Annotated in this window: 24 protein-coding genes and 1 other annotated feature; all 24 genes read left to right on the plus strand. The window is 42.1% G+C overall.

The annotated features are described in order from the left end of the window. The first annotated feature begins 20 nt into the window (after window positions 1-20). The 24 genes from ACFSX4_RS08475 (at window position 21) to tuf (ending at window position 24,529) form a co-directional block, all read left to right on the plus strand. Window positions 21-1,064, plus strand: a complete 1,044-nt coding sequence (locus tag ACFSX4_RS08475; protein WP_377773580.1) for a PIN/TRAM domain-containing protein — start codon at window positions 21-23, stop codon at window positions 1,062-1,064. A 2-nt stretch (window positions 1,065-1,066) separates the two neighbouring features. Beyond that, a complete protein-coding gene (ispD, locus tag ACFSX4_RS08480; RefSeq protein WP_377773582.1) occupies window positions 1,067-1,747 on the plus strand; it encodes a 2-C-methyl-D-erythritol 4-phosphate cytidylyltransferase in 681 nt (226 codons plus the stop codon). Beyond that, window positions 1,744-2,229: a 2-C-methyl-D-erythritol 2,4-cyclodiphosphate synthase gene (gene ispF / locus ACFSX4_RS08485; RefSeq protein WP_377773584.1), complete on the plus strand. Its 486-nt coding sequence runs from the start codon at window positions 1,744-1,746 to the stop codon at window positions 2,227-2,229. Before ispD ends, ispF begins: the two co-directional genes overlap by 4 nt. Beyond that, entirely contained in the window at window positions 2,226-3,677 is a 1,452-nt protein-coding gene (gltX, locus tag ACFSX4_RS08490) for a glutamate--tRNA ligase (RefSeq protein WP_377773586.1), read from the plus strand. The genes ispF and gltX overlap by 4 nt, the downstream gene beginning before the upstream one ends. Window positions 3,678-3,908: 231 nt before the next feature. Then, window positions 3,909-4,565, plus strand: coding sequence for a serine O-acetyltransferase (cysE, locus tag ACFSX4_RS08495; protein WP_377773588.1), 657 nt, complete (start codon window positions 3,909-3,911; stop codon window positions 4,563-4,565). Then, complete coding sequence (gene cysS, locus ACFSX4_RS08500; protein ID WP_377773590.1) at window positions 4,549-5,943, plus strand: cysteine--tRNA ligase; 1,395 nt, start codon at window positions 4,549-4,551, stop codon at window positions 5,941-5,943. Before cysE ends, cysS begins: the two co-directional genes overlap by 17 nt. Then, window positions 5,936-6,337, plus strand: a complete 402-nt coding sequence (locus ACFSX4_RS08505) for a Mini-ribonuclease 3 (protein ID WP_377773592.1) — start codon at window positions 5,936-5,938, stop codon at window positions 6,335-6,337. The genes cysS and ACFSX4_RS08505 overlap by 8 nt, the downstream gene beginning before the upstream one ends. Further along, entirely contained in the window at window positions 6,330-7,070 is a 741-nt protein-coding gene (gene rlmB, locus ACFSX4_RS08510) for a 23S rRNA (guanosine(2251)-2'-O)-methyltransferase RlmB (protein ID WP_377773594.1), read from the plus strand. Before ACFSX4_RS08505 ends, rlmB begins: the two co-directional genes overlap by 8 nt. A 2-nt stretch (window positions 7,071-7,072) precedes the next feature. Continuing rightward, window positions 7,073-7,597 carry an NYN domain-containing protein gene (locus ACFSX4_RS08515; protein ID WP_377773596.1) on the plus strand — a complete coding sequence of 175 codons (525 nt, stop codon included), beginning with the start codon at window positions 7,073-7,075 and terminating at the stop codon, window positions 7,595-7,597. A gap of 65 nt (window positions 7,598-7,662) precedes the next feature. Beyond that, complete coding sequence (locus ACFSX4_RS08520) at window positions 7,663-8,286, plus strand: sigma-70 family RNA polymerase sigma factor (protein WP_377773598.1); 624 nt, start codon at window positions 7,663-7,665, stop codon at window positions 8,284-8,286. 53 nt (window positions 8,287-8,339) lie between these two features. Beyond that, window positions 8,340-8,474, plus strand: a complete 135-nt coding sequence (gene rpmG / locus ACFSX4_RS08525) for a 50S ribosomal protein L33 (protein ID WP_377773600.1) — start codon at window positions 8,340-8,342, stop codon at window positions 8,472-8,474. Between the two features lie 20 nt (window positions 8,475-8,494). Next, window positions 8,495-8,671, plus strand: coding sequence for a preprotein translocase subunit SecE (gene secE, locus ACFSX4_RS08530; RefSeq protein WP_377773602.1), 177 nt, complete (start codon window positions 8,495-8,497; stop codon window positions 8,669-8,671). 17 nt (window positions 8,672-8,688) lie between these two features. Continuing rightward, the gene (nusG, locus tag ACFSX4_RS08535) at window positions 8,689-9,228 is read left to right on the plus strand and encodes a transcription termination/antitermination protein NusG (RefSeq protein WP_377773604.1); all 540 of its coding nucleotides are present in this window, start codon (window positions 8,689-8,691) and stop codon (window positions 9,226-9,228) included. 152 nt (window positions 9,229-9,380) lie between these two features. After that, window positions 9,381-9,806 carry a 50S ribosomal protein L11 gene (rplK, locus tag ACFSX4_RS08540; protein ID WP_377773606.1) on the plus strand — a complete coding sequence of 142 codons (426 nt, stop codon included), beginning with the start codon at window positions 9,381-9,383 and terminating at the stop codon, window positions 9,804-9,806. A gap of 72 nt (window positions 9,807-9,878) precedes the next feature. Continuing rightward, on the plus strand, window positions 9,879-10,559 hold the full coding sequence (gene rplA, locus ACFSX4_RS08545) for a 50S ribosomal protein L1 (RefSeq protein ID WP_377773608.1): 681 nt from the start codon (window positions 9,879-9,881) through the stop codon (window positions 10,557-10,559). A 47-nt stretch (window positions 10,560-10,606) separates the two neighbouring features. After that, window positions 10,607-10,753, plus strand: a sequence feature (ribosomal protein L10 leader region). Window positions 10,754-10,785: 32 nt separating this feature from the next. Further along, window positions 10,786-11,286: a 50S ribosomal protein L10 gene (gene rplJ, locus ACFSX4_RS08550; protein ID WP_377773610.1), complete on the plus strand. Its 501-nt coding sequence runs from the start codon at window positions 10,786-10,788 to the stop codon at window positions 11,284-11,286. Between the two features lie 39 nt (window positions 11,287-11,325). After that, window positions 11,326-11,694 carry a 50S ribosomal protein L7/L12 gene (gene rplL, locus ACFSX4_RS08555; RefSeq protein WP_377773612.1) on the plus strand — a complete coding sequence of 123 codons (369 nt, stop codon included), beginning with the start codon at window positions 11,326-11,328 and terminating at the stop codon, window positions 11,692-11,694. Between the two features lie 129 nt (window positions 11,695-11,823). After that, window positions 11,824-12,420 (plus strand): class I SAM-dependent methyltransferase, encoded by a 597-nt coding sequence (locus ACFSX4_RS08560; RefSeq protein ID WP_377773614.1) that lies wholly within the window; start codon window positions 11,824-11,826, stop codon window positions 12,418-12,420. 268 nt (window positions 12,421-12,688) lie between these two features. Further along, the gene (rpoB, locus tag ACFSX4_RS08565) at window positions 12,689-16,225 is read left to right on the plus strand and encodes a DNA-directed RNA polymerase subunit beta (RefSeq protein WP_377773615.1); all 3,537 of its coding nucleotides are present in this window, start codon (window positions 12,689-12,691) and stop codon (window positions 16,223-16,225) included. A 38-nt stretch (window positions 16,226-16,263) separates the two neighbouring features. After that, window positions 16,264-19,884, plus strand: a complete 3,621-nt coding sequence (rpoC, locus tag ACFSX4_RS08570) for a DNA-directed RNA polymerase subunit beta' (RefSeq protein ID WP_377773617.1) — start codon at window positions 16,264-16,266, stop codon at window positions 19,882-19,884. Window positions 19,885-20,136: 252 nt separating this feature from the next. Next, window positions 20,137-20,556, plus strand: coding sequence for a 30S ribosomal protein S12 (rpsL, locus tag ACFSX4_RS08575; RefSeq protein ID WP_377773619.1), 420 nt, complete (start codon window positions 20,137-20,139; stop codon window positions 20,554-20,556). Between the two features lie 45 nt (window positions 20,557-20,601). After that, on the plus strand, window positions 20,602-21,072 hold the full coding sequence (gene rpsG / locus ACFSX4_RS08580; RefSeq protein ID WP_377773621.1) for a 30S ribosomal protein S7: 471 nt from the start codon (window positions 20,602-20,604) through the stop codon (window positions 21,070-21,072). Between the two features lie 59 nt (window positions 21,073-21,131). Next, complete coding sequence (fusA, locus tag ACFSX4_RS08585) at window positions 21,132-23,213, plus strand: elongation factor G (RefSeq protein ID WP_377773623.1); 2,082 nt, start codon at window positions 21,132-21,134, stop codon at window positions 23,211-23,213. A gap of 128 nt (window positions 23,214-23,341) precedes the next feature. Further along, window positions 23,342-24,529, plus strand: a complete 1,188-nt coding sequence (tuf, locus tag ACFSX4_RS08590) for an elongation factor Tu (RefSeq protein WP_377773625.1) — start codon at window positions 23,342-23,344, stop codon at window positions 24,527-24,529. Window positions 24,530-24,558: the final 29 nt, after the last annotated feature.

Consider the following 24,558-nt stretch of genomic DNA (forward strand, 5'->3'; position numbering starts at 1 on the left):
ATTTGAAAAGGAGGGAGAAGATGCTGAGATACTTATTGTATGTGTTATACTTTATCATTGGATTATCTCTTGGTGTCTGGCTGCTGCCGAGTGTGTTCGGACTGCTGCCGCTGGAACTGCCGGAGCTGATTGATAATGTATTTGTATATGCATTTATCGGCGGTGTTTTATTTCTGGCATTGTTTTTCTGGTCGGTGGACCAGGTTGAGAAACTGATTCGTAAAGGCGAAGGTGTGATTTTAAACCGCAGCATTGTAGAGATTACTTTTGCGACACTCGGAATGATTATCGGGCTTGTGATTGCTGTACTTATTTCTTTATTATTAAATACTTTAAATATACCGTTAATCAGTGACATTGTGTCGTTTGTTCTGGCTGTGGTTCTTGGATATCTTGGTTTCCAAATCGGTATGAAAAAATACGGTGAAGTGCTGGATTTGTTTCAAAAACCCCAGCAGAAAGCAAAAGAAATACCGGCAGCAGGGAAGAAGTTTCTTGATACGAGTGCGATTATTGATGGTAGAATAGTAGATGTAGTCAAGACGGGGTTTATAGACGGAGAGCTTATTGTCCCGCAGTTTGTACTGGATGAGCTGCAATTGATTGCAGATTCTACAGATTCAATTAAAAGGGACCGCGGACAGCGCGGGCTTGATATGCTGAATCAGCTTCAGACTCTGGATGATATTCAGGTGATGCCGGTCAAATATGATAAACTGGATGTGGACCAGCAGTTAATCCAGCTGGCAAAAGCAGAAAAAGGTGCCATCATTACTACGGATTTCAACTTGAACCGGGTGTGTCAGGTACACAATATAAAAGTTTTAAATGTGAATGAACTGTCTGATGCTATTAAACTGCTTGTTGTGCAGGGTGATGTGATTGATATTCTTGTCACTAAGTACGGCAAGGAAGAAGGACAGGGTGTCGGGTACCTTGATGACGGGACAATGGTGGTCATTGAGGACGGCAGACATCTGATTAATAAAAATGTACGTGTTGAAGTAACGAGCGTGCTTCAGACCAATTCCGGTCGAATAATATTTTCAAGGAAAGAGAGCTAACGATGGGTTATACTGCGATAATTCCTGCCGCTGGGCTGGGGAAAAGAATGGGAATGGACTACAACAAAGTCTTTATACGCATTAATGAGATGGCTGTAATTCAGATGACTGTCAGTCAGTTTGAAAAAGACGATCATTGTGAAGCTATATATCTTGCAGCACGGGCGGATGAGATAGAAAGTATGAATGAGCTGTTTTCCGACTCGAAGAAAGTGAAAGGTATCTTTGCCGGCGGTTCTGAACGCCAGGACAGTATTTATAATGTTCTAAAGCAGATACCAAAGTGCCGGTATGTGATGATTCATGACGGTGCGAGGCCGTTTGTGACGAAGGATACGCTCGATGCTTTATATGAGAGTGTCAAGGTGGACAAGGCTGTAATCTGCGGCGTAAATGTTAAAGACACAATTAAAATTGTTGATGACGGTTTAGTGACCAATACTGTACCGAGGGAGCGGCTGTTTGTTGTGCATACACCGCAGGCGTTTGATTATGACTTAATCTTAAAAGCCCATCGGGAGGCCAGAGAAAACCAGCTGGCTGTTACAGATGATGCTATGATGGTTGAAGAACTCGGCCGTTCAGTGAGTGTTGTACCGTCCAATTATGACAACATTAAAATTACGACAACTGAGGATTTAATCATCGCTGAAGCAATACTTCAAAGAGGTGACCTTGGATGAGAATAGGGCATGGTTATGATGTACATGCATTTGACGACAGCCGACCGCTCATTATCGGCGGATTGAATATCCCGCACGACAGAGGACTTAAAGGCCATTCTGATGCGGATGTACTTCTCCATACGATTGCTGACGCTGTACTGGGCGCCCTTGCGCTTGGAGATATCGGGAAATTTTTTCCGGATACAGATGAAGAATTTAAGGATATGGATTCGAAGGTGCTGCTTAAAGAGGTCGTTTTGAAGATGTTTCGTGAAGGATATCAAATCGGCAATATAGATGCAGTGATTATGGCGGAAGAACCGAAATTCAGACCGCATATTGATAAGATGCGGGAAATTGTTTCAGACATTTTGGAGACGGATTTATCGAATGTTAATATAAAGGCAACAACGACTGAGAAACTTGGGTTTACCGGCAGACGTGAGGGTATCGCAAGTGAAGCGGTAGTACTTTTAGTAAAAACGGAGGAAGAAAAATGAGTAAAGTAAGAGTGAGATACGCACCGAGTCCGACAGGCTATCTGCATATCGGAAATGCGCGTGCGGCATTATTTAATTATTTATATGCGCGGCACTATGACGGGGATTTTATTATCCGTATTGAAGATACAGATAAAGCCCGCCACGTAGAAACAGGTGAAGCCTCCCAGCTTGAATATTTAAAATGGCTCGGCCTTGACTGGGACGAAGGTGTGGATAAAGAAGGCAGTTACGGTCCGTACCGTCAGTCTGAGCGCCAGCATATTTATGACCCGTATATTCAAAAACTTCTTGATGAAGATAAAGCGTACCGCTGTTATATGACATCGGAGGAACTGGAGAAAGAACGCGAGGGGCAGATTGCACGCGGAGAAATGCCGAGATACGGCGGCCAGCACGCACATCTTACAAAAGAGGAAGAAGAGACGCTGATTGCAGAGGGGCGTGAACCATCTATCCGTATTCGTGTGCCAAGAGATAAAACATATGCGTTCAATGATATTGTAAAAGGTGAAGTGTCATTTGATTCCAACGGCTTCGGTGACTGGGTTATCGTGAAAAAAGACGGTGTGCCGACATATAATTTTGCAGTAGTGATTGATGATCATGAGATGGAGATTACACATGTACTCCGAGGTGATGATCATATTTCAAATACGCCGAAACAGCTGATGGTCTATGAACTTCTCAGTTTAACGCCGCCGGAATTCGGACATACGGCATTGATTGTGAATGAACAGAAAAAGAAATTATCAAAGCGTGACGGCTCCATTATCCAGTTTATCGAGCAGTATAAGGATCTTGGTTATCTGCCGGAAGCGATGTTCAATTTCATCGCACTTCTCGGCTGGTCTCCTGAAGGAGAAGAAGAAATTTTCTCCAAGGATGAATTCATTAAATTATTTGATGAAAACCGTCTGTCAAAAGCACCGGCATTTTTTGATAATCAAAAATTGATGTGGATTAATAACCAGTACATGAAAGAAAAAGATACAGATGCGGTATTTGAGATGGCACTGCCGTTCCTTGTAAAAGAAGGGCTGATCAGCGAATCAGCGGATGAAAATGAACTTCAGTGGGCAAAATCACTGGTTGAACTTTATCAGCCGCAGATGAGTTATGCCGGTGAAATCGTTGGACTGTCAACACAGTTCTTTACAGAAACACTTGAATTTGATGAAGCGGCATCGGCAGTGATTAATGATGAACATATCAGTGAATTGATGACTGCGCTGTATGACGAATTTGACAGCCTTGAAGATTTTTCGCCTGAAGCAGTCAAAAAATCAATTAAAAATGTTCAGAAAGCAACCGGATATAAAGGAAAAAAACTGTTTATGCCAATCCGTGTCGCTGTTACCGGTGAAACAAAAGGGCCGGAACTGCCGAACGCAATTGCTTTAATCGGTAAGGAAAAAACGCTTCAGCGTATCGAAAAATTGAAGTAAAACCATTTATTTTATATGATAAAGTTACAGAGAACCCGAGTATGATGATGATCGGACATAAAGAGACCGCCCGGCTGGTGAGAGGGCGGCAGTATTTTCATCAGAATTGCGCTTTGTAATCAGGTAAATATTTTGAGTGCAGCGTCAGCTGTAAACAGAGTGGAACCGTGTGATGAGCGCCTCTGTCCAATTTTGGACAGAGGCGTATTTTTATAAGGGGGGAAGGGCAGGATGTTTAAAAGAATAAAAGAAGATGTTGACATGGTGCTGGAATTTGATCCGGCTGCGAAAAGCCGTGCCGAAGTATTTTTTACGTATTCCGGCCTCCATGCTGTATGGTCGCACTTACTGGCACATAAATTATATAAAAATAATTTCACAATAGCTGCAAGAATGATTTCGCAGGTCAGCCGTTTCTTTACAGGGATAGAAATTCATCCTGGTGCACAAATCGGCAGGCGGCTGTTTATTGACCATGGAATGGGGACAGTCATCGGAGAAACGTGCCGTATCGGCAATAACGTCATGATATATCAGGGAGTGACGCTCGGCGGAACAGGAAAGAAAGAGACGAAGCGCCATCCTGATCTTGAGGATAATGTACTGGTCGCGGCAGGATCAAAAATACTCGGCAATATTGTAATAGGAGAAAATACTAAAATCGGTGCAAATTCAGTTGTACTTAACGATGTGCCGAGAGATGCAACAGTGGTGGGCATCCCGGGGCGGATTGTAAAACGCCAGGGTGAGAAAGTAAAAGATACACATGATTTAAATCACACAGACCTTCCGGATCCGATTCTGGATATGATTTTAGGTCTTGAGGAAGAAATAAAAGACTTTCGCAATGAAGTCAGGAATGAGGTAAAAGATGGTTCTCATATATAATACATTAACAAGACAGAAAGAAGAGTTTAAACCGATTGAAGACGGAAAGGTTAAGATGTATGTCTGCGGTCCGACTGTATATAACTATATCCACATCGGCAATGCACGCCCCGCAATTGTTTTTGACACAGTAAGGCGGTATCTTGAGTATAAAGGGTATGATGTATCCTACGTTTCAAACTTTACGGATGTTGACGATAAATTGATCAAAGCATCGAAAGAATTAAATGAAGAAGTGCCGGAAATTGCCGAGCGTTTTATTGATGCATTCTTTGAAGACACAGGTGCATTAAATGTGAAAAGAGCCACTGCACATCCCCGTGTAATGGATCATATGGATGATATTATTAATTTCATTGGTGTACTGATTGAAAAAGGTCATGCGTATGCGTCGGAGGGTGATGTTTATTTCAGAACACGTTCATTTGACGGCTATGGTAAACTGTCGCATCAGTCCGTTGGTGATTTGAAAGTCGGTGCAAGAATTGAAGCTGGTGACAAAAAAGAGGATCCGCTTGACTTTACACTGTGGAAAAATGCAAAACCGGATGAAATCAGCTGGCAGGCACCATGGGGTGAAGGGCGTCCCGGCTGGCATATAGAATGCAGTGTCATGGCGCGGGAACACCTTGGAGATACGATTGATATTCATGCAGGCGGCCAGGATCTTACATTCCCGCACCATGAAAATGAAATTGCACAGAGTGAGTGCCATTCGGATGCTGCATTTGCGAATTACTGGATGCACAACGGTTATATTAATATTGATAACACGAAAATGTCCAAGTCACTCGGTAACTTCATACTGGTTCATGATATTATCAAAGAAATTGACCCGAATGTACTGCGTTTCTTTATGATCAGCGTACATTACCGCAACCCTATTAACTATAACCGGGAGCTTGTGGAAGCGGCGAGAAGCGGGCTTGAACGTATTAAATCAAGCTACCATGAAGGCCGTGAGCGGTTGGAACGTGCTGTAAGTAATGAAATTGATGACAAAGTGATTGAAGCAGTTGAAAGCAGCAGACAGGCATTCGAATCGCATATGGATGATGATTTTAATACAGCAAACGCCATTACAGTATGGCATGACCTCGCGACTGAACTGAATAAATATCTTCGGAGAGATGCGACGAATGAAGATGTGCTGAACCGTTTTATTGAAACATTTGATATGTACAGCAGTGTACTTGGTGTCAGCCTTGAAAAAGAGGAGATTCTCCTTGATGAAGAAGTGGAAGCATTAATTGAAGCGCGTGAAGAAGCACGAAGTAATAAAGACTTTCAAAAAGCAGATGAAATTCGTGACCGTTTAAAGGCGGAAGGGATTATTCTTGAGGATACAAAAGACGGAGTGAGATTCAAACGTGGATGATAAAAATATTGACCGTGTCCCGTCGCTGTCTCTTGCCTTTGTAGGTGATGCTGTCTATGCAGTGTATATGCGTAAGCATCTGGTTGAACGTTATCCTTATTTGAAACCTGACGACCTTCACCGGAAGGCGAATAAGCTCGTCAGCGCGCGCGCCCAGGCTGCTGCTCTGCATCATTTGAAAAATGAAGGACACCTGACGGATGAAGAATGGGAAATCGCAAAAAAAGCACGCAATAAATCCAGTGCCACCCGCGCGAAAAATGCGACGATTAAAGAATACCGTAATGCTTCAGGGCTTGAAGCACTGATCGGCCGTCTCGATTTGTCCGGTAATACGGAAAGAGTGGAAGCGCTGATGCAGGAAATTATAGAATGGAGTGAAGCAGATGAGTGAATCGGTGATTGCCGGACGTCATGCAGTAAAGGAACTGCTCAAAACGGATAGTGATATCAACAAGATATTTATTCAGGAGACAGTTAACAAACATCAAATCAAAGATATACTGGACCTTTCGAAAAAGAAAAAAATAGTAGTACAGAGTGTCCATAAAAATAAGCTTGACGGTCTGACGAAAGAGCGGCATCAGGGGATTGTTGCGCTTGTATCAGCGCATGAATATATGCCTTTTGAGGAATTAATGCAGAAAATTGAGGGACGCCGTGCGAACATCATTGTTCTTGACGGGCTTGAAGATCCCCACAACCTCGGGTCTATACTGAGAACGTGTGATGCGTCAGGTTTCGACGGTGTGATTATACCAAAGAGACGCTCTGTGCAGCTGACAGATACAGTGGCCAAAACATCAACGGGTGCCATTGAGCATATTCCTGTTGTCCGTGTAACGAATATCAATCAGACAATTGATCAGCTGAAATCTTCCGGCTTCTGGGTTATCGGCAGTGACGGTTCCGGAGAAATGGATTACCGGGAGATTAAGGCGGATACGAATACAGCGCTTGTGGTCGGCAGTGAAGGACAGGGAATCAGCCGTAAAACGCTTGAGAAATGTGATTTTGTTGTTAAAATCCCGATGGCCGGCGCCATCACAAGTTTAAATGCTTCTGTTTCTGCAGCCCTTCTGATGTATGAAGTATACAGGCAGCAGAATCCGGCCGGCGGAGAATAGTGATGAGACTTAAACGGCGTGTGATGATTGTAGACGGCTACAATTTAATTGGTGCCGACCGGGAAGTGTTCAAAGAAGCGAAGCTTTCACTGGAACTTGCAAGAGAAACCGTACTTGCAAGTCTTGCAGAGTATCAGTCTGTCTCGAATTATGAAATCATCTGTGTTTTTGATGCCTACGAAGTGAAGAGTACTGAAGCGGTGGAAGACCATTACGGTGTGACGGTTGTGTATACGAAGGAAAAAGAAACTGCGGATGAATATATTGAACGGTATGTATACGATCATTATCACCCCCTTTTATGTGAAATTAATGTAGTCACAAGTGATTTGTCCGAACAAAACACAATTTTTGCGATGGGGGCATACCGCACATCATCGCGGGAAATGTGGCTGAATTTAAAGGATGCAGAAAAAAATATCAGCAGAAAAGTAGATGCAATAAATGAAAAACTGCCGAGGCAGAGACTCGAAATCAGCAGTGAAGTCCGTGCTGAACTTGAAAAATGGAGACGCGATGAAAAATAGGCGGCTTGCTGAATACACGGAATCCCCTTAATATTTGGTGTAATAACCAATTGGAGGGGATGACGGTGTACCAGATTGCGTCTTTTTATTTGTATATAAAAGAAACATTAGATGATACGGTGAACAGATATGCTGTAAATGTGGCGGAAGGCCGCAAACATTATTTTGATGAAATTGACAAACATATCCGGCCGGGTGTCATCAGGCAGACATACAAGTATCAGCTGACGCCTGAAGACCGTAATGATTTTGTGCAGGAATTGATGGAGACAGCCTTCAAAAACTGTTCCAGATATGATCCTTCCCGCGGCGATTACCGGCGTTATATATACCGGTCTACAAAATACGAGCTGATGAAAATGTATTATAAGAAACTCAGGGACACTAATGTGTTTTTAACAAAAAATGAAGAAGGGATTTCATTTTCTGTTGCGGATTACAAGATGCGAGGCATCTGCAACCCGCTTGATATTATTGTTTTTGAAGAAGGTGAAAGTTATCTGCTCAATGATGACGGGCCGTGCACAAAGCTCGAACGGAGAGTGTATAATGAATATCACCGGGGATATAAGATAAAGGAAATAGGCAGCAGGATGGGCATGTCTGAAAAAAATGTCCGCAATACTCTGTACAGAGCAAGGGTGAAAGCGATGCGCGTCCACGGTGAAGAGATACAGAGTGGTATTTGACAACATTTCCTTAAATAGTTATAGTATATTAGAATCGAAATGAGGATTTTAAGATGAAAGTAGCTTTGCTGTGCGGACAATGCGGTTCGCGCAATTACACAACTGAAACCGAACATAAAGAACGTCTGACAATTAAGAAGTACTGCAAGAAGTGTAATCAGCATACTACACATAAAAGTTCCATCTGATACAGGAGGACGAAGTAATAATGTCGAATAATAAAAACTTTTTACAAAATGTTGTCAGCGAAATGAAAAAAGTGAGCTGGCCGACAGGGCAGGAAACTGTAAGATTTACAATTATTGTAGTGATTACAGTGGTATTCTTCTTGGCGTTTTTCTATGCGCTGGATTTAGGTATTACAGCACTTATAGATCTATTGTAATTTAAAGGAGCGATTAGATGTCTGGAGAAAAGAATTGGTATGCAGTACATACTTATTCCGGATATGAAAATAAGGTAAAAGCGAATTTACTCGCACGTTTGGAAACGATGAATATGCAGGACCAGATTTTCAGAGTGATTATTCCTGAAGAGGAAGAAGTGACTGTGAAAGATGGTAAACGTAAGTCGGCGATGAAGAAAACATTCCCGGGGTACGTGCTTGTTGAACTCGTTATGACCGATGAGTCATGGTACGTTGTCAGAAACACTCCGGGTGTTACTGGCTTTGTAGGCTCTCAAGGTGCAGGAAGTAAGCCGAATCCTTTACTTCCTGAGGAAGTGAAATTCATATTGAAATCAATGGGTATGGCAGAAAGAACAATTGATTTCGAAGTTGAAACAGGAGAAGTCGTCAATATCATTGACGGTCCGTTTAAAAATCAGGCGGGCGAGATTAAGTCTATCGATACGGAAAGATATAAACTCACTGTTCTTGTAGAGATGTTCGGACGTGAAACACCGGTTGAAGTCGAATTTGACCAAATCGAAAAAATGTAATAAGACACTTGTGTTTTTTTACTGAGAGTGTTATTATTCTATGGTCGGAATTTTTCCGGCCATCTTTTAGTGTGAACTATTATGATGAAGAGTGGGAGGATGAAATCTAACACATCCTGTGACCACATCACGATAACGAGGAGGTGCACATCGTGGCTAAAAAAGTAATTAACGTTGTGAAATTGCAGATTCCTGCAGGAAAGGCAAACCCAGCACCACCGGTTGGTCCGGCACTGGGACAAGCAGGTGTCAACATCATGGGATTCTGTAAAGAATTCAATGCACGCACACAAGAACAGGCAGGACTAATCATCCCTGTAGAAATTTCAGTATTTGAGGACCGCTCATTTACATTCATTACAAAAACTCCGCCGGCAGCAGTTCTTTTAAAGAAAGCAGCTAATGTTGAGAAGGGTTCAGGCGAACCTAACAAAAACAAGGTGGCTGTTGTAACTGAAGCGCAGGTGCGTGAAATTGCTGAAACTAAGATGGAAGACCTTAATGCAGCTGACGTTGAAGCGGCTATGCGTATGGTCGAAGGTACAGCAAGAAGCATGGGCTTCACAGTTGAAGGATAATTAACTGACCGAATAAAAGTATTAATACAAACGTGGGAGGATTACCCGCTATAACCACAAGGAGGAATAAGAATGGCTAAGAGAAGTAAAAAATATCAAGAAGCTCTTAAAAAGTTTGATGCTGAAAATACTTATGCAGTAGAAGAAGCGATCAAACTTGCACAAGAGACTAGCACTGTAAATTTCGATGCTTCTGTAGAAGTAGCTTTTCGCCTGGGTATTGATACGCGTAAAAACGACCAGCAGATTCGTGGAGCAGTTGTACTGCCGCACGGTACTGGTAAATCACAGCGTGTATTAGTATTCGCTAAAGGTGACAAGTTAAAAGAAGCAGAAGAAGCAGGGGCTGATTATGTAGGGGATTCAGAATACATCCAGAAAATCAACGACGGATGGTTTGATTTCGATGTAATCGTTGCAACACCTGACATGATGGGCGAAGTTGGTAAACTTGGACGTGTCTTAGGACCAAAAGGTTTAATGCCAAACCCTAAAACCGGCACAGTAACTATGGACGTTACAAAAGCAGTTGAAGAAATCAAAGCTGGTAAAGTAGAATACCGTGCAGAAAAATCAGGTATTGTACATGCTGCGATTGGTAAAGTATCATTTGATGCTGAAAAACTTGTTGATAATTTCAACACGCTTTATGATGTTCTTGAAAAAGCAAAGCCGGCATCAGCTAAAGGAATCTACTTCAAGTCTGTAGCAGTAACAACTACTATGGGCCCTGGTATTAAAGTAGAACTTTAATTTACTGAATTAAATTGACAACTGCAGCTCCCTGTTGTATAGTTGCAGTTGTATTTTAAATATTACCTAAGACAGCAGGAGTGCTCTGCACTTAAAAGTCAATCCTGCCGAGGCAAATGAACTGGACTTGAATGATATATTAAATATATTCAAGCACTTTTTGCCGCGGGTAAAAGGTGTTTTTTTATTGCACCAATATACGCACAAAATTTATGGAGGTGTAAAGATGTCAAAAGTGATCGAGGCGAAACAACAACAAGTTGAAGTGATTGCCGGACAGTTCAAAGAATCTGTATCTACTGTACTTGTAGACTACCGTGGTTTGACTGTTTCGGAAATGACTGAACTTCGTAAAAATCTTCGTGAAGCAGGTGTTGAATTCAAAGTGTACAAAAACACTATGACCCGCCGTGCAATTGAAACAGCTGAACTGACAGAACTTAATGAGTTCCTGACAGGCCCTAATGCAATTGCTTTCTCAAACGAAGATGTTATTGCTCCGGCAAAAGTATTAAACGACTTTGCTAAAGAACACAATGCGCTTGAAATCAAAGCGGGTGTTATTGAAGGTGTATTTGCACCGGCTGAAGACGTAAAAGCTATTGCAACACTGCCATCCAAAGATGGACTCGTATCAATGCTGCTTTCTGTACTTCAGGCGCCGGTACGAAACTTCGCTTATGCAGTTAAAGCTATCGGAGAAGAAAAAGAGAACGAAGAAGCATAATTTAAATTAAACTTAATAAAAAAATGGAGGAATTTTATCATGGCAAACAATGAACAAATCATTGAAGCGATTAAAGAAATGTCAGTTTTAGAACTTAACGATCTTGTAAAAGCAATTGAAGAAGAATTTGGTGTAACTGCTGCTGCTCCTGTAGCTGCTGCTGGTGCAGGTGCTGGTGAAGGCGCTGCTGAAGAGCAAACTGAATTTGATGTAGAACTTACAAGTGCTGGTTCTTCTAAAATCAAAGTCATCAAAGTTGTTCGTGAAGCAACTGGCTTAGGTCTTAAAGACGCTAAAGCATTAGTTGACGGCGCTCCTAAAGCTGTTAAAGAAGGCGTTTCTAAAGAAGAAGCTGAAGAACTTAAAGCTCAACTTGAAGAAGTTGGCGCTGGCGTAGAAATCAAGTAATTTTTGTGCGTAGATAAGGAGGTCCGGAATAAACGATATGTTTAACCGGACTTCTTTTTTTATTTAATGAAAGCATTCATTTATATTTGGATGTTTGTTTTAAGAATAGTGTAATGGTGGGGTGAGTATATGTCGCATTATTTTACGACGGACAGTACTGAACATGACTACAAAGAGATTGAGTTTCATTTCTCGGGACATACTTTTAAATTTAAGACAGACCGGGGTGTGTTTTCGAAAGACAGAGTGGATTACGGCACTGAAGTGCTGCTTAAAGGCGTGATTAAGGATGCGGGCAGCCTCGAAGCCCTTGATATTATTGATATGGGTGCGGGATACGGACCGATAGGGATTACTGCGGCAGGCTTATTTCACGCAAAACCTTTGATGGTTGAAGTAAACGAAGATGCTGTTGAACTTCTTTCGGAAAACATTAAACGTAATAATGTTGATGCGAAAGTCATGACCCGCCGGCATTATGATGAAGTGAAAGATATTAAAGTGGATATGTATATCACCAACCCGCCGTTCCGCGCAGGAAAGAATGTTGTTCTTGATATGGTGGATGATGCATTTCTGAGACTGAACGACGAAGGTGCATTTTATATGGTGGTCCAGAAGAAACAGGGAATGCCTTCCTACAGACGGAAAATCGAAGAGGTTTTCGGCAGTGCCGAAGTCGTTTTGAAGGATAAAGGATATTATGTACTAAAAGGGCATAAATGATTTGAAAAAACATACACATTCTTAAAAGAAATTCAATATCAAATTTGACTTGACAAAATGCATGTGATATAGTTATAGAATGTAAAAATATAATACCAATAAGTGTGCACTTTTTGTATATTTATTGACTGGAGAGCGTATTAAATACCGTTATATAGATAATAGAAAATGGGGTTGATTTCGATTCCGTTTTCTTTTTGTCTTAAGTAACTGTTTAACTACGGTGGGTGTTTGTTTTACGTAAATTTTATTAGGGGTGAATCTGTCGATGAGTCAACTGATTCAATATGGAAGACACGCTGAACGCAGAAGTTATGCACGTATCGAAGAGAAGTTGGAACTTCCAAACTTAATCGAGATACAAACGAAGTCATATGACTGGTTTTTGGAGACCGGGTTAATTGAAATGTTTAAAGACATTTCTCCTGTCGAAGATTTTACCGGGAATATGTCACTTGAATTTGTAGATTATAAGCTTGGTGAACCAAAGTACAATGAAGATGAAGCAAAAGATCACGATGCAACATATTCTGCACCTTTAAGAGTGAAAGTGCGTCTCGTAATTAAAGAAACTGGTGAAGTTAAAGAGCAGGAAGTATTTATGGGAGATTTCCCATTGATGACAGATACAGGTACCTTTATTATCAATGGTGCTGAACGTGTTATCGTTTCACAGCTGGTCCGCAGCCCTTCTGTGTACTACTCTGAAAAAGTAGATAAAAATGGTAAATTGAGTTACGGTGCGACAGTGATTCCAAACCGCGGTGCGTGGCTGGAATATGAAACTGACGCGAAAGATGTTGTATATGTGAGAATTGACCGTACACGTAAACTGCCGATTACTGTATTACTTAGAGCTCTTGGGTTCTCAACAGACCAGGAAATCATTAATGTTCTCGGTGATAATGAGTACATTAGAAACACACTTGACAAAGATACAACAGAAACAGTCGATCAGGCGCTCCTAGAAATCTACGAACGGCTGCGTCCGGGTGAACCGCCGACTGTTGAAAATGCGAAAAGTCTTTTATATTCAAGATTTTTTGATCCGAAACGCTATGATTTAGCGAGTGTCGGACGTTATAAAATGAATAAAAAACTTCACTTGAAAAATCGTCTGTTCAATCAGGTTCTGGCTGAGCCGATTGTTGACAGAGAAACAGGTGAAATTGTAGCTGAAGAAGGTACAACAATTGACCGTCGTACACTGGATTCTATTATGGAATCCCTGGAAACGAGTGCGAACCTGGATACTTTCCATTTGGAACAGGGTATTCTTGATGAGCCTGTAGAAGTACAGTCTATTAAAGTGAAAGTACCTAACCAGGAAGAAGGCACAACGATTGTTATCGGTAATGCATTCCCGGATGTGGAAGTGAAATCTATTACACCGTCCGATATTATTGCATCAATGAGTTACTTCTTTAACCTGCTTCACGGTGTAGGTCAGACGGATGACATCGATCATCTTGGTAACCGTCGTCTGCGTTCAGTAGGTGAATTGCTGCAGAACCAGTTCCGTATCGGACTTTCACGTATGGAACGTGTTGTACGTGAACGTATGTCTATTCAGGACACTGAGTCTATTACACCGCAGCAGCTGATTAATATTCGTCCGGTCATTGCTTCTATTAAGGAGTTCTTCGGAAGTTCACAGTTGTCACAGTTCATGGACCAGACAAACCCGCTTGCTGAATTAACGCATAAGCGTCGTCTGTCAGCGCTTGGACCCGGTGGTCTGACACGTGAACGTGCCGGAATGGAAGTACGTGACGTACACTACTCACACTACGGCCGTATGTGTCCGATTGAAACGCCTGAGGGACCGAATATCGGTTTGATCAACTCGTTATCAAGTTTCGCACGTGTCAATGAGTTTGGTTTTATTGAAACACCGTACAGACGTGTGGATCATGAAACAAACCGTGTGACTGCACACATTGATTATCTGACTGCTGATGAAGAAGATCAGTATGTTGTTGCACAGGCGAATGCAAAACTTGATGATGACGGAACTTTTATTGATGATGAAATTATCTGTCGTTTCCGCGGTAACAACACGCAGATGGACAAAGAACGCATGGATTATATGGACGTGTCGCCGAAACAGGTTGTTTCTGCTGCAACAGCATGTATTCCGTTCCTTGAAAACGATGACTCAAACAGAGCATTGATGGGTGCGAACATGCAGCGTCAGGCAGTACCTCTCTTAATTCCACAGTCACCTCATATTGGTACAGGAATGGAGCATGTTGCTGCACGTGATTCAGGTGCTGCTGTTGTATCCCGCTATAAAGGCCGTGTAGAACATGTTGAGGCAAAAGCAATTCATGTCCGCCGTATTGTTCAGGAAAACGGTAAAGATGTAGAGACAGAAAGAGATGTATATAAATTATCGAAGTTTGTCCGTTCAAACTCCGGTACATGCTATAACCAAAGACCAATCATCAAAACAGGCGACATTGTTTCAAAAGGTGAAATTTTAGCGGATGGCCCTTCTATGGACAACGGTGAAATGGCACTTGGACAAAACGTTGTTGTCGGCTTTATGACATGGGACGGTTATAACTATGAAGATGCTGTAATTATGAGTGAACGCCTTGTTAAGGATGATGTTTATACTTCTATTCATATTGAAGAGTACGAATCAGAATCCCGGGATACAAAGCTTGGGCCGGAAGAAATTACTCGTGATATTCCAAATGTTTCAGACAATGCATTGAAAAAATTAGACGAGCGCGGCATTATTCATGTCGGTGCCGAAGTTAAAGACGGCGATATTTTAGTTGGTAAAGTAACACCTAAGGGTGTCACTGAACTGACAGCTGAAGAGCGTCTTCTGCATGCTATTTTCGGTGAGAAAGCGCGTGAAGTACGTGATACTTCACTTCGTGTGCCTCATGGTGCAGGCGGGATTGTACTCGATGTTAAAGTCTTTAACCGTGAAGATGACGATGAATTGTCACCGGGTGTAAACCAGCTGGTACGTGTTTATATCGTTCAGAAGAGAAAAATAAGTGTCGGAGACAAGATGTGCGGTCGACATGGTAACAAAGGTGTAATCTCACGTATTCTGCCTGAGGAAGATATGCCTTACCTGCCTGACGGTACACCGATTGACATCATGCTTAACCCGCTTGGCGTTCCATCCCGTATGAATATCGGACAGGTGCTTGAACTTCACCTTGGTATGGCAGCACGCGCAATGGGCATGAAAATGGCTTCTCCGGTATTTGACGGTGCTGATGAGGACGATGTATGGAACACTATGGAAGAGGCTGGACTTGCCCGTGATGGTAAGACAGTACTTTATGACGGACGTACAGGTGAACCGTTTGAAAACCGTATCTCTGTCGGCGTAATGTACATGCTGAAACTCGCTCACATGGTTGATGATAAACTTCACGCAAGAAGTACAGGACCTTATTCACTTGTTACACAGCAGCCGCTCGGCGGTAAAGCCCAGTTCGGCGGACAGCGTTTCGGTGAAATGGAAGTGTGGGCACTTGAAGCATATGGTGCTGCATACACACTTCAGGAAATCCTTACGGTAAAATCCGATGATACAGTCGGACGTGTGAAAACGTATGAAGCAATCGTTAAAGGTGAAAATGTACCTAAGCCGGGTGTCCCTGAGTCATTCAGAGTATTAATGAAAGAGCTTCAGTCACTTGGTCTGAATGTGAACATCATGGACGAAAATGATGAAGAAGTGGATATGCATGATACTGAAGAAGACGACACAAACAATCAACTGAGTGTAAACGAAAATCAAAGTACTGAAACTGAGAATGTTACTGAGTAATAGTCTGAGCTTGATAAAACTTTAGGGAGGAAAGCTCATTGATAGATGTTAATAGATTCCAATATATGAAAATCGGTTTAGCGTCACCTGAAAAGATTCGTTCATGGTCATTCGGTGAAGTGAAAAAACCTGAGACAATTAACTATAGAACATTAAAACCGGAACGAGACGGTTTATTCTGTGAGAAAATTTTCGGTCCGACAAAAGACTGGGAATGCAGCTGTGGTAAATATAAGCGTGTAAGATATAAAGGTATGGTATGTGACCGTTGTGGTGTTGAAGTAACACGGTCCAAAGTCCGCCGTGAAAGAATGGGGCACATTGAACTTGCTGCCCCGGTTTCACACATCTGGTATTTCAAAGGTATTCCTTCAAGAATGGGATTACTTTTGGATATGTCACCGCGTTCACTGGAAGAGGTTATTTATTTTGCTTCCTACGCAGTAATTAAACCCGGGTCAACCGGACTTGAATCAAAACAGTTATTAACTGAGCGTGAATACCGTGAGTACTATGATAAGCACGGAAATACATTCACAGCTAAAATGGGTGCCGAAGCAATTAAAGAACTTCTTCAGGATGTGAATCTTGATGAGGAACTTAATCTTTTAAGAAAAGAACTGGAAACTGCAACGGGACAAAGATTAACCCGCGCAATTAAACGTCTTGAAGTTGTTGAGTCATTCCGTAATTCAGGCAATGATCCTTCATGGATGATTCTTGATGTACTGCCGATTATTCCACCGGAAATCCGTCCGATGGTTCAGCTTGACGGCGGACGCTTTGCGACAAGTGACTTAAATGACTTGTACAGACGTGTCATCAACCGTAATAATCGTTTGAAACGTCTTCTTGATCTTGGTGCGCCGGGCATCATTGTACAGAATGAGAAGCGTATGCTGCAGGAAGCTGTAGATGCATTAATCGATAACGGACGCCGCGGACGCCCTGTAACAGGGCCGGGTAACAGACCGTTAAAATCATTGTCACATATGCTTAAAGGGAAGCAGGGTCGTTTCCGTCAAAACCTTCTTGGTAAACGTGTTGACTATTCCGGACGTTCTGTAATCGTTGTCGGACCAAACTTGAAAATGTATCAGTGCGGTCTGCCGAGAGAAATGGCGCTTGAATTGTTTAAACCTTTTGTTATGAAGGAACTTGTTGCGCGTGAGATGGCAACAAACATCAAGAATGCCAAAGGTAAAATTGAACGCATGGAAAATGAAGTGTGGGATGTTCTTGAAGATGTTATTAAAGAACACCCTGTACTGTTAAACCGTGCGCCGACTCTTCACCGTCTTGGTATTCAGGCGTTCGAAGCAACACTTGTTGAAGGTCGTGCAATCCGTCTGCATCCGCTCGTTACAACAGCATATAACGCTGACTTTGACGGTGACCAGATGGCTGTTCACGTACCGTTATCAAAAGAAGCGCAGGCTGAAGCGCGTATGCTGATGCTTGCTGCACAGAACATTTTGAATCCGAAAGACGGTAAACCTGTAGTTACACCGTCACAGGATATGGTACTGGGTAACTATTACCTGACTCTCGAAAGAGACAACGAAAAACGTGAAGGACATATCTTTAAGGATATGAATGAAGTCGTTATGGCGTATCAAAACGGGTATGTCGGTCTTCATACACGTATCGGTCTTCACACATCTTCTCTCGGACTTGAGAAAGTAGGAGAGAAACACAGAGGCGAAATCCTTCTTACAACAGTAGGTAAAGTTATTTTCAATGAGATTATGCCGGAATCATTCTCCTATATAAATGAACCGACAAGACAGAACCTTGAAAATGACACGCCGGATAAATACTTTATTAAAGCAGATAAAATCGGTGAAGCAGGTTTAAATGAGTACTTTAAAGATGTACCGCTTGTTGATCCATTCAATAAAAAGTTCCTCGGACAAATCATTGCTGAAATCTTTAACAAGTTCCATATTACTGAAACATCAGTAATGCTCGACTTGATGAAGGATTTAGGATTTAAGTACTCTTCAAAAGCAGGTATTACTGTAGGTGTATCTGATATTGTAGTACTTCCGGATAAACAGCAGATTATTGATGAAACTGAAGAAAAAGTTGAGAAAGTCCAAAAGCAGTTCTCCCGTGGTCTAATCACTGAAGAAGAACGTTATGCTGCAGTCATTGAGCTGTGGACAAAATCAAAAGATGTCATTCAGGAACGTCTGATGAAATCACTTCACCGTCTGAATCCAATCTTTATGATGAGTGATTCAGGTGCCCGTGGTAACGCATCAAACTTCACGCAGCTTGCAGGTATGCGCGGACTGATGGCGAACCCGTCAGGACAAATTATCGAATTACCGATTAAATCAAGTTTCCGTGAAGGACTGACAGTACTTGAGTACTTTATTTCTACACATGGTGCCCGTAAAGGTCTTGCCGATACAGCACTTAAGACAGCCGATTCAGGTTACCTGACACGCCGTCTTGTAGACGTTGCCCAGGATGTTATCGTCCGCGAAAAAGACTGTGGAACAGACAGAGGTCTTCTTGTATCAGCATTGACAGAAGGTTCGGAAATGATTGAACCACTTCTTGACCGCCTTGAAGGACGCTATGCAAAAGAAACAGTCAGACATCCTGAAACCAAAGAAATTCTTGTACGCTCCAATGAACTGATTACAATGGATATTGCGAAAGAAATTGTAAACAGCGGAATTGAAGAAGTATATATCCGTTCGGCATTTACTTGTAACACGCGTCACGGTGTATGTGAACGCTGCTACGGTAAAAACCTTGCAACAGGTGAAAAAGTGGAAGTCGGTGAAGCAGTCGGAACGATTGCCGCACAGTCTATCGGTGAACCGGGTACACAGCTTACAATGCGTACATTCCATACAGGCGGGGTAGCCGGAAGTGACATCACGCAAGGTTTACCGCGTATTCAGGAATTGTTTGAAGCACGTAACCCGAAAGGTCAGGCACTTGTATCTGAAATCACCGGTGAAATCTCTGATATTGAGATTGTTAAAGACCGCCAGCAGGAGGTCAAAATTAAAGGTGAACAGGAAACAAGAACATATACTGCACCGGCAACTGCCCGTTTGAAAGTTGAAATCGGAGACAGAGTGATTCCTGGTGAAACACTTACGGAAGGTTCCATTGAACCGAAAGAACTTCTGAATGTTGCAGGACTTAACCGTACACAGGAATATCTCCTTAAAGAAGTACAGAAAGTTTACCGTATGCAGGGTGTTGAAATTGATGATAAACACGTTGAAGTAATGGTCCGCCAGATGCTTAGAAAAGTGAGAATCATCGATGCAGGTGAAACATCATTACTCCCTGGTGCATTAGTTGATATTCATGCATTTACGGATGCCAACAAAGAAATCTTCAAACAGAGAAAACGTCCGGCAACGGCGAAACCGGTTCTTCTCGGTATTACAAAAGCATCACTCGAAACTGAAAGCTTCCTGTCTGCAGCAAGCTTCCAGGAAACTACGAGAGTCTTAACTGATGCTGCCATTAAAGGTAAACGCGATGATCTTCTCGGTCTTAAAGAGAATGTTATTATCGGTAAACTGATTCCGGCAGGAACAGGTATGGCGAGATACAGAGATGTTGAAGTGGATGTTGACCGTCCGGAAGTTCCTGAAGCCCAGGAAGTACTTGTGGAAGAATAAAATATAAATAGTTGGATCTGCGGCTGAATCCCTGTGATACAGCCGTATGCTCCAACAAATTATGATATATTATTGACACTGTCATTTAGAGATGGTATTATTACTAAGGTTACTCTATTGGGGTAATATTTATGGTGTCTTAACAGACTAAAATGTGTAAAAATGTAAGAATTCATTCTTGCAGATTTTTTATACCTTAATTATGAACCACCTGGATGTGTGGATTAAGATGAGAGAGGAGGAAATAAAAAAATGCCAACTATTAATCAGTTGATTAGAAACCCGCGTAAAACTAAAAGCAAAAAATCAGATTCACCGGCATTGAACAGAGGTTTTAACAGTCTTAAGAAACGTGTAACTGCTGAAGCTGCGCCGCAGAAACGTGGTGTATGTACTCGTGTAGGTACAATGACTCCTAAGAAACCAAACTCTGCGCTTCGTAAATATGCCCGTGTGAGACTTTCAAATAACGTTGAAGTTAACGCATATATCCCTGGTATCGGCCACAACCTTCAAGAGCACAGTGTTGTTCTTATCCGTGGCGGACGTGTAAAAGACTTACCAGGTGTTCGTTACCATATTGTTCGTGGTGCGCTTGATACTTCAGGTGTTGACAGCCGCAGACAAGGACGTTCACTTTACGGTACTAAGAGACCTAAAGATAAAAAATAAGCGTTAAATTCACAAAACTATTAATTTCTGAAAGGAGGATGACTAATGCCTCGTAAAGGTCCAGTAGCAAAAAGAGACGTATTGCCAGATCCGATTCACAACTCTAAACTTGTGACTAAACTGATCAACAAAATGATGATCGACGGGAAGCGCGGTACATCCCAAAGAATTCTTTACTCTGCATTTGATTTAGTACAGGAACGTTCCGGCAGAGATGCTATCGAAGTGTTCGAAGAAGCAATCGATAACATTATGCCTGTTCTTGAAGTAAAAGCACGTCGTGTTGGTGGTTCAAACTACCAGGTACCTGTAGAAGTACGTCCTGAGCGTCGTACAACTCTAGGTCTTCGTTGGCTTGTAAACTACGCACGTCTGCGTGGAGAGAAGACAATGGAAGAAAGACTTGCAAATGAAATTCTTGATGCTGCCAATAACACTGGTGGTGCAGTTAAGAAACGCGAAGATACGCATAAAATGGCAGAAGCTAACAGAGCGTTCGCTCACTACCGCTGGTAATCGAAAGCCTCTGACAGCTATAAATTTCAATCCATTTTTGGAAGGAGAAAAGAATACTCATGGCAAGACCATTTTCATTAGAAAACACGCGTAACATCGGTATCATGGCTCACATTGATGCTGGTAAAACTACGACGACTGAACGTATTCTTTATTACACAGGCCGTATCCACAAACTTGGTGAAACACATGAAGGTGCTTCACAGATGGACTGGATGGAGCAGGAGCAGGAACGTGGTATCACGATTACTTCTGCTGCGACAACAGCCGAGTGGGAAGGTCATCGTGTAAACATCATCGATACACCGGGTCACGTAGACTTCACAGTTGAAGTTGAACGTTCACTTCGTGTATTGGATGGAGCAGTGACAGTACTTGATGCACAGTCAGGTGTTGAACCTCAAACAGAAACTGTTTGGAGACAGGCAACAACTTACGGTGTACCACGTGTTGTATTCGTCAACAAGATGGATAAAATCGGTGCTGACTTTGAATACTCTGTTGGAACAATTAACGAACGCTTACAGGCAAATGCACATCCGATTCAATTACCAATTGGTGCTGAAGATGAATTCGAAGGTATTATTGACCTTCTTGAAATGAAAGCTTGGCACTACAAGGATGATTTGGGTCAGGATTACGAAAAAGGCGATATTCCTGCTGAATATCAAGACAAGGCTGAACAATTCAGAGAATCTCTGATTGAAGGTCTTGCAGATGTTAATGAAGATATCATGGAGAAATACCTTGGCGGGGAAGAAATTTCTATTGAAGAGTTGAAGACGGCTATCCGTCAGGCAACTTGTGACGTTGAATTTTACCCGGTAATGTGTGGTACAGCCTTTAAAAACAAAGGTGTTCAATTACTTCTTGATGCTGTAATTGATTATCTGCCATCTCCACTTGATGTTAAACCAATTGTTGGTCATGTTAAAGATAACGAAGATGAAGAAATCATTGCAAAACCTGCAGATGATGCGCCGTTCGCGGCACTTGCATTTAAAGTTATGACTGACCCGTTTGTTGGTAAATTGACATTCTTCCGTGTGTACTCAGGTACTTTAAACTCTGGGTCATACATTAGAAACACAACTAAAGACAAGCGTGAACGTGTTGGTCGTATTCTGCAGATGCATGCGAACTCACGTGAAGAAATCCCTACAGTTTACGCTGGGGACATCGCTGCTGCTGTTGGTCTTAAAGATACAGGTACAGGTGATACACTTTGTGACGAGAAAACTCAGGTTATTCTTGAATCAATGGAATTCCCTGAACCGGTTATCCACTTATCTGTTGAACCTAAATCAAAAGGTGACCAGGATAAGATGACTACAGCACTTGTGAAGCTGCAGGAGGAAGATCCAACTTTCACTGCACATACTGATAATGAAACTGGACAGGTTGTTATCGGCGGTATGGGTGAATTACACCTGGATGTACTTGTTGACCGTATGAAACGTGAATTCAAAGTTGAATGTAACGTTGGTGCGCCAATGGTATCTTACCGTGAAACATTCAAGCAGTCAGCTTCTGTTCAAGGTAAATTCAGCCGTCAGTCCGGTGGACGCGGTCAGTATGGTGATGTACACATTGAATTCACACCAAATGAACAAGGTGCCGGTTTCGAATTCGAAAACGGAATTGTCGGTGGTGTAGTTCCTCGTGAATACATTCCTTCCGTAGAAGCTGGTCTTAAAGATTCATTGGAAAACGGTGTTCTTGCCGGATATCCAATGGTCGATATTAAAGCAAGATTATTTGATGGTTCATACCACGATGTCGATTCATCTGAGATGGCCTTCAAAGTTGCTGCATCTATTGCACTTAAAGAAGCTGCAAAAGTATGTCAGCCTGTAATTCTTGAACCAATGATGAAAGTAGAAATCGTAATGCCGGAAGAGTACATGGGCGATATCATGGGCGACGTAACAAGTCGTCGTGGACGTGTAGACGGCATGGGCGCTCGTGGTAATGCACAAGTTGTTGATGCTTTCGTTCCACTTTCAGAAATGTTTGGTTACGCAACATCTCTACGTTCAAATACGCAGGGACGCGGAACTTACACTATGACTTTCGATCATTATGAAGAAGTACCTAAATCAGTCGCTGAAGAAATCATCAAGAAAAACAAAGGCGAATAAATAACAGGTATTTACTTGATTTTTATTGGAAAATCATTTATATATGATTATGAACCACCTTGGGCGGGTGTTCCCGCCCAAGTATTATAAAATAATTAATTTCTTTATATAAGGAGAGGTATTTCAAAATGGCTAAAGAAAAATTCGACCGTTCCAAAACACATGCCAATATTGGTACAATTGGTCACGTTGACCACGGTAAAACTACTTTAACTGCTGCTATCGCAACTGTTCTTTCTAAACACGGTTCAGGTACTGCACAAAGTTATGACATGATTGATAACGCGCCGGAAGAAAAAGAGCGTGGAATCACTATCAACACTTCTCACATCGAGTATGAAACTGAATCTCGTCACTATGCGCACGTTGACTGCCCAGGTCACGCTGACTATGTTAAAAACATGATCACTGGTGCTGCACAAATGGACGGAGCGATTCTTGTAGTATCTGCTGCAGATGGTCCAATGCCACAAACTCGTGAGCACATTCTGTTATCACGTAACGTTGGTGTACCTGCACTTGTTGTATTCTTAAACAAAGTTGACATGGTAGACGACGAAGAACTTCTTGAATTAGTAGAAATGGAAGTACGTGAACTTCTTTCTGAATACGACTTCCCTGGAGATGACCTTCCAGTAATCTCTGGTTCTGCTCTTAAAGCTCTTGAAGGCGATGCTGCATATGAAGAAAAAATTCTTGAACTTATGCAAGCTGTAGATGACTATATCCCAACTCCAGAGCGTGACTCTGACAAACCATTCATGATGCCTGTTGAGGACGTATTCTCAATCACTGGCCGTGGTACAGTTGCTACTGGTCGTGTTGACCGTGGACAAATCAAAGTTGGTGACGAAGTTGAAATCATCGGTTTACAAGAAGAGTCTGGTAAGACTACAGTTACTGGTGTAGAAATGTTCCGTAAGCTTCTTGATTATGCTGAAGCTGGCGACAACATTGGTGCTTTACTTCGTGGTGTATCCCGTGAAGACATCCAGCGTGGACAAGTACTTGCTGCTCCTGGATCAATCACTCCACACACTAACTTCAAAGCTGAAGTTTATGTACTTTCAAAAGACGAAGGTGGACGTCATACTCCATTCTTCACTAACTACCGTCCGCAGTTCTACTTCCGTACAACTGACGTAACTGGTGTAGTTAATCTTCCAGAAGGTACTGAAATGGTAATGCCTGGCGATAACGTAGAAATGACTGTTGAGCTTATTTCTCCAATCGCTATTGAAGACGGTACTCGTTTCTCTATCCGTGAGGGTGGACGTACTGTAGGATCAGGCGTTGTTACTGAAATCATTAAATAATTTAGATATTATTTAAAAACTCTGCACAA

This window comes from Corticicoccus populi, from assembly GCF_042686195.1.
GTDB classification, from domain to species: domain Bacteria; phylum Bacillota; class Bacilli; order Staphylococcales; family Salinicoccaceae; genus Corticicoccus; species Corticicoccus populi.

What these genes read in the sequence shown, in the direction of transcription:
- ACFSX4_RS08515 (WP_377773596.1), top strand. Translation starts at nt 7,073, where the DNA reads ATGAGACTTAAACGGCGTGTGATGATTGTAGACGGCTACAATTTAATT.
- tuf (WP_377773625.1), top strand. Translation starts at nt 23,342, where the DNA reads ATGGCTAAAGAAAAATTCGACCGTTCCAAAACACATGCCAATATTGGT.
- ACFSX4_RS08560 (WP_377773614.1), top strand. Translation starts at nt 11,824, where the DNA reads ATGTCGCATTATTTTACGACGGACAGTACTGAACATGACTACAAAGAG.
- rlmB (WP_377773594.1), top strand. Translation starts at nt 6,330, where the DNA reads ATGAGTGAATCGGTGATTGCCGGACGTCATGCAGTAAAGGAACTGCTC.
- cysS (WP_377773590.1), top strand. Translation starts at nt 4,549, where the DNA reads ATGGTTCTCATATATAATACATTAACAAGACAGAAAGAAGAGTTTAAA.
- gltX (WP_377773586.1), top strand. Translation starts at nt 2,226, where the DNA reads ATGAGTAAAGTAAGAGTGAGATACGCACCGAGTCCGACAGGCTATCTG.
- secE (WP_377773602.1), top strand. Translation starts at nt 8,495, where the DNA reads ATGTCGAATAATAAAAACTTTTTACAAAATGTTGTCAGCGAAATGAAA.
- nusG (WP_377773604.1), top strand. Translation starts at nt 8,689, where the DNA reads ATGTCTGGAGAAAAGAATTGGTATGCAGTACATACTTATTCCGGATAT.
- fusA (WP_377773623.1), top strand. Translation starts at nt 21,132, where the DNA reads ATGGCAAGACCATTTTCATTAGAAAACACGCGTAACATCGGTATCATG.
- rplA (WP_377773608.1), top strand. Translation starts at nt 9,879, where the DNA reads ATGGCTAAGAGAAGTAAAAAATATCAAGAAGCTCTTAAAAAGTTTGAT.
- rpsL (WP_377773619.1), top strand. Translation starts at nt 20,137, where the DNA reads ATGCCAACTATTAATCAGTTGATTAGAAACCCGCGTAAAACTAAAAGC.
- ispF (WP_377773584.1), top strand. Translation starts at nt 1,744, where the DNA reads ATGAGAATAGGGCATGGTTATGATGTACATGCATTTGACGACAGCCGA.
- rpoB (WP_377773615.1), top strand. Translation starts at nt 12,689, where the DNA reads ATGAGTCAACTGATTCAATATGGAAGACACGCTGAACGCAGAAGTTAT.
- ispD (WP_377773582.1), top strand. Translation starts at nt 1,067, where the DNA reads ATGGGTTATACTGCGATAATTCCTGCCGCTGGGCTGGGGAAAAGAATG.
- rplJ (WP_377773610.1), top strand. Translation starts at nt 10,786, where the DNA reads ATGTCAAAAGTGATCGAGGCGAAACAACAACAAGTTGAAGTGATTGCC.
- cysE (WP_377773588.1), top strand. Translation starts at nt 3,909, where the DNA reads ATGTTTAAAAGAATAAAAGAAGATGTTGACATGGTGCTGGAATTTGAT.
- ACFSX4_RS08475 (WP_377773580.1), top strand. Translation starts at nt 21, where the DNA reads ATGCTGAGATACTTATTGTATGTGTTATACTTTATCATTGGATTATCT.
- rplL (WP_377773612.1), top strand. Translation starts at nt 11,326, where the DNA reads ATGGCAAACAATGAACAAATCATTGAAGCGATTAAAGAAATGTCAGTT.
- rpmG (WP_377773600.1), top strand. Translation starts at nt 8,340, where the DNA reads ATGAAAGTAGCTTTGCTGTGCGGACAATGCGGTTCGCGCAATTACACA.
- rpsG (WP_377773621.1), top strand. Translation starts at nt 20,602, where the DNA reads ATGCCTCGTAAAGGTCCAGTAGCAAAAAGAGACGTATTGCCAGATCCG.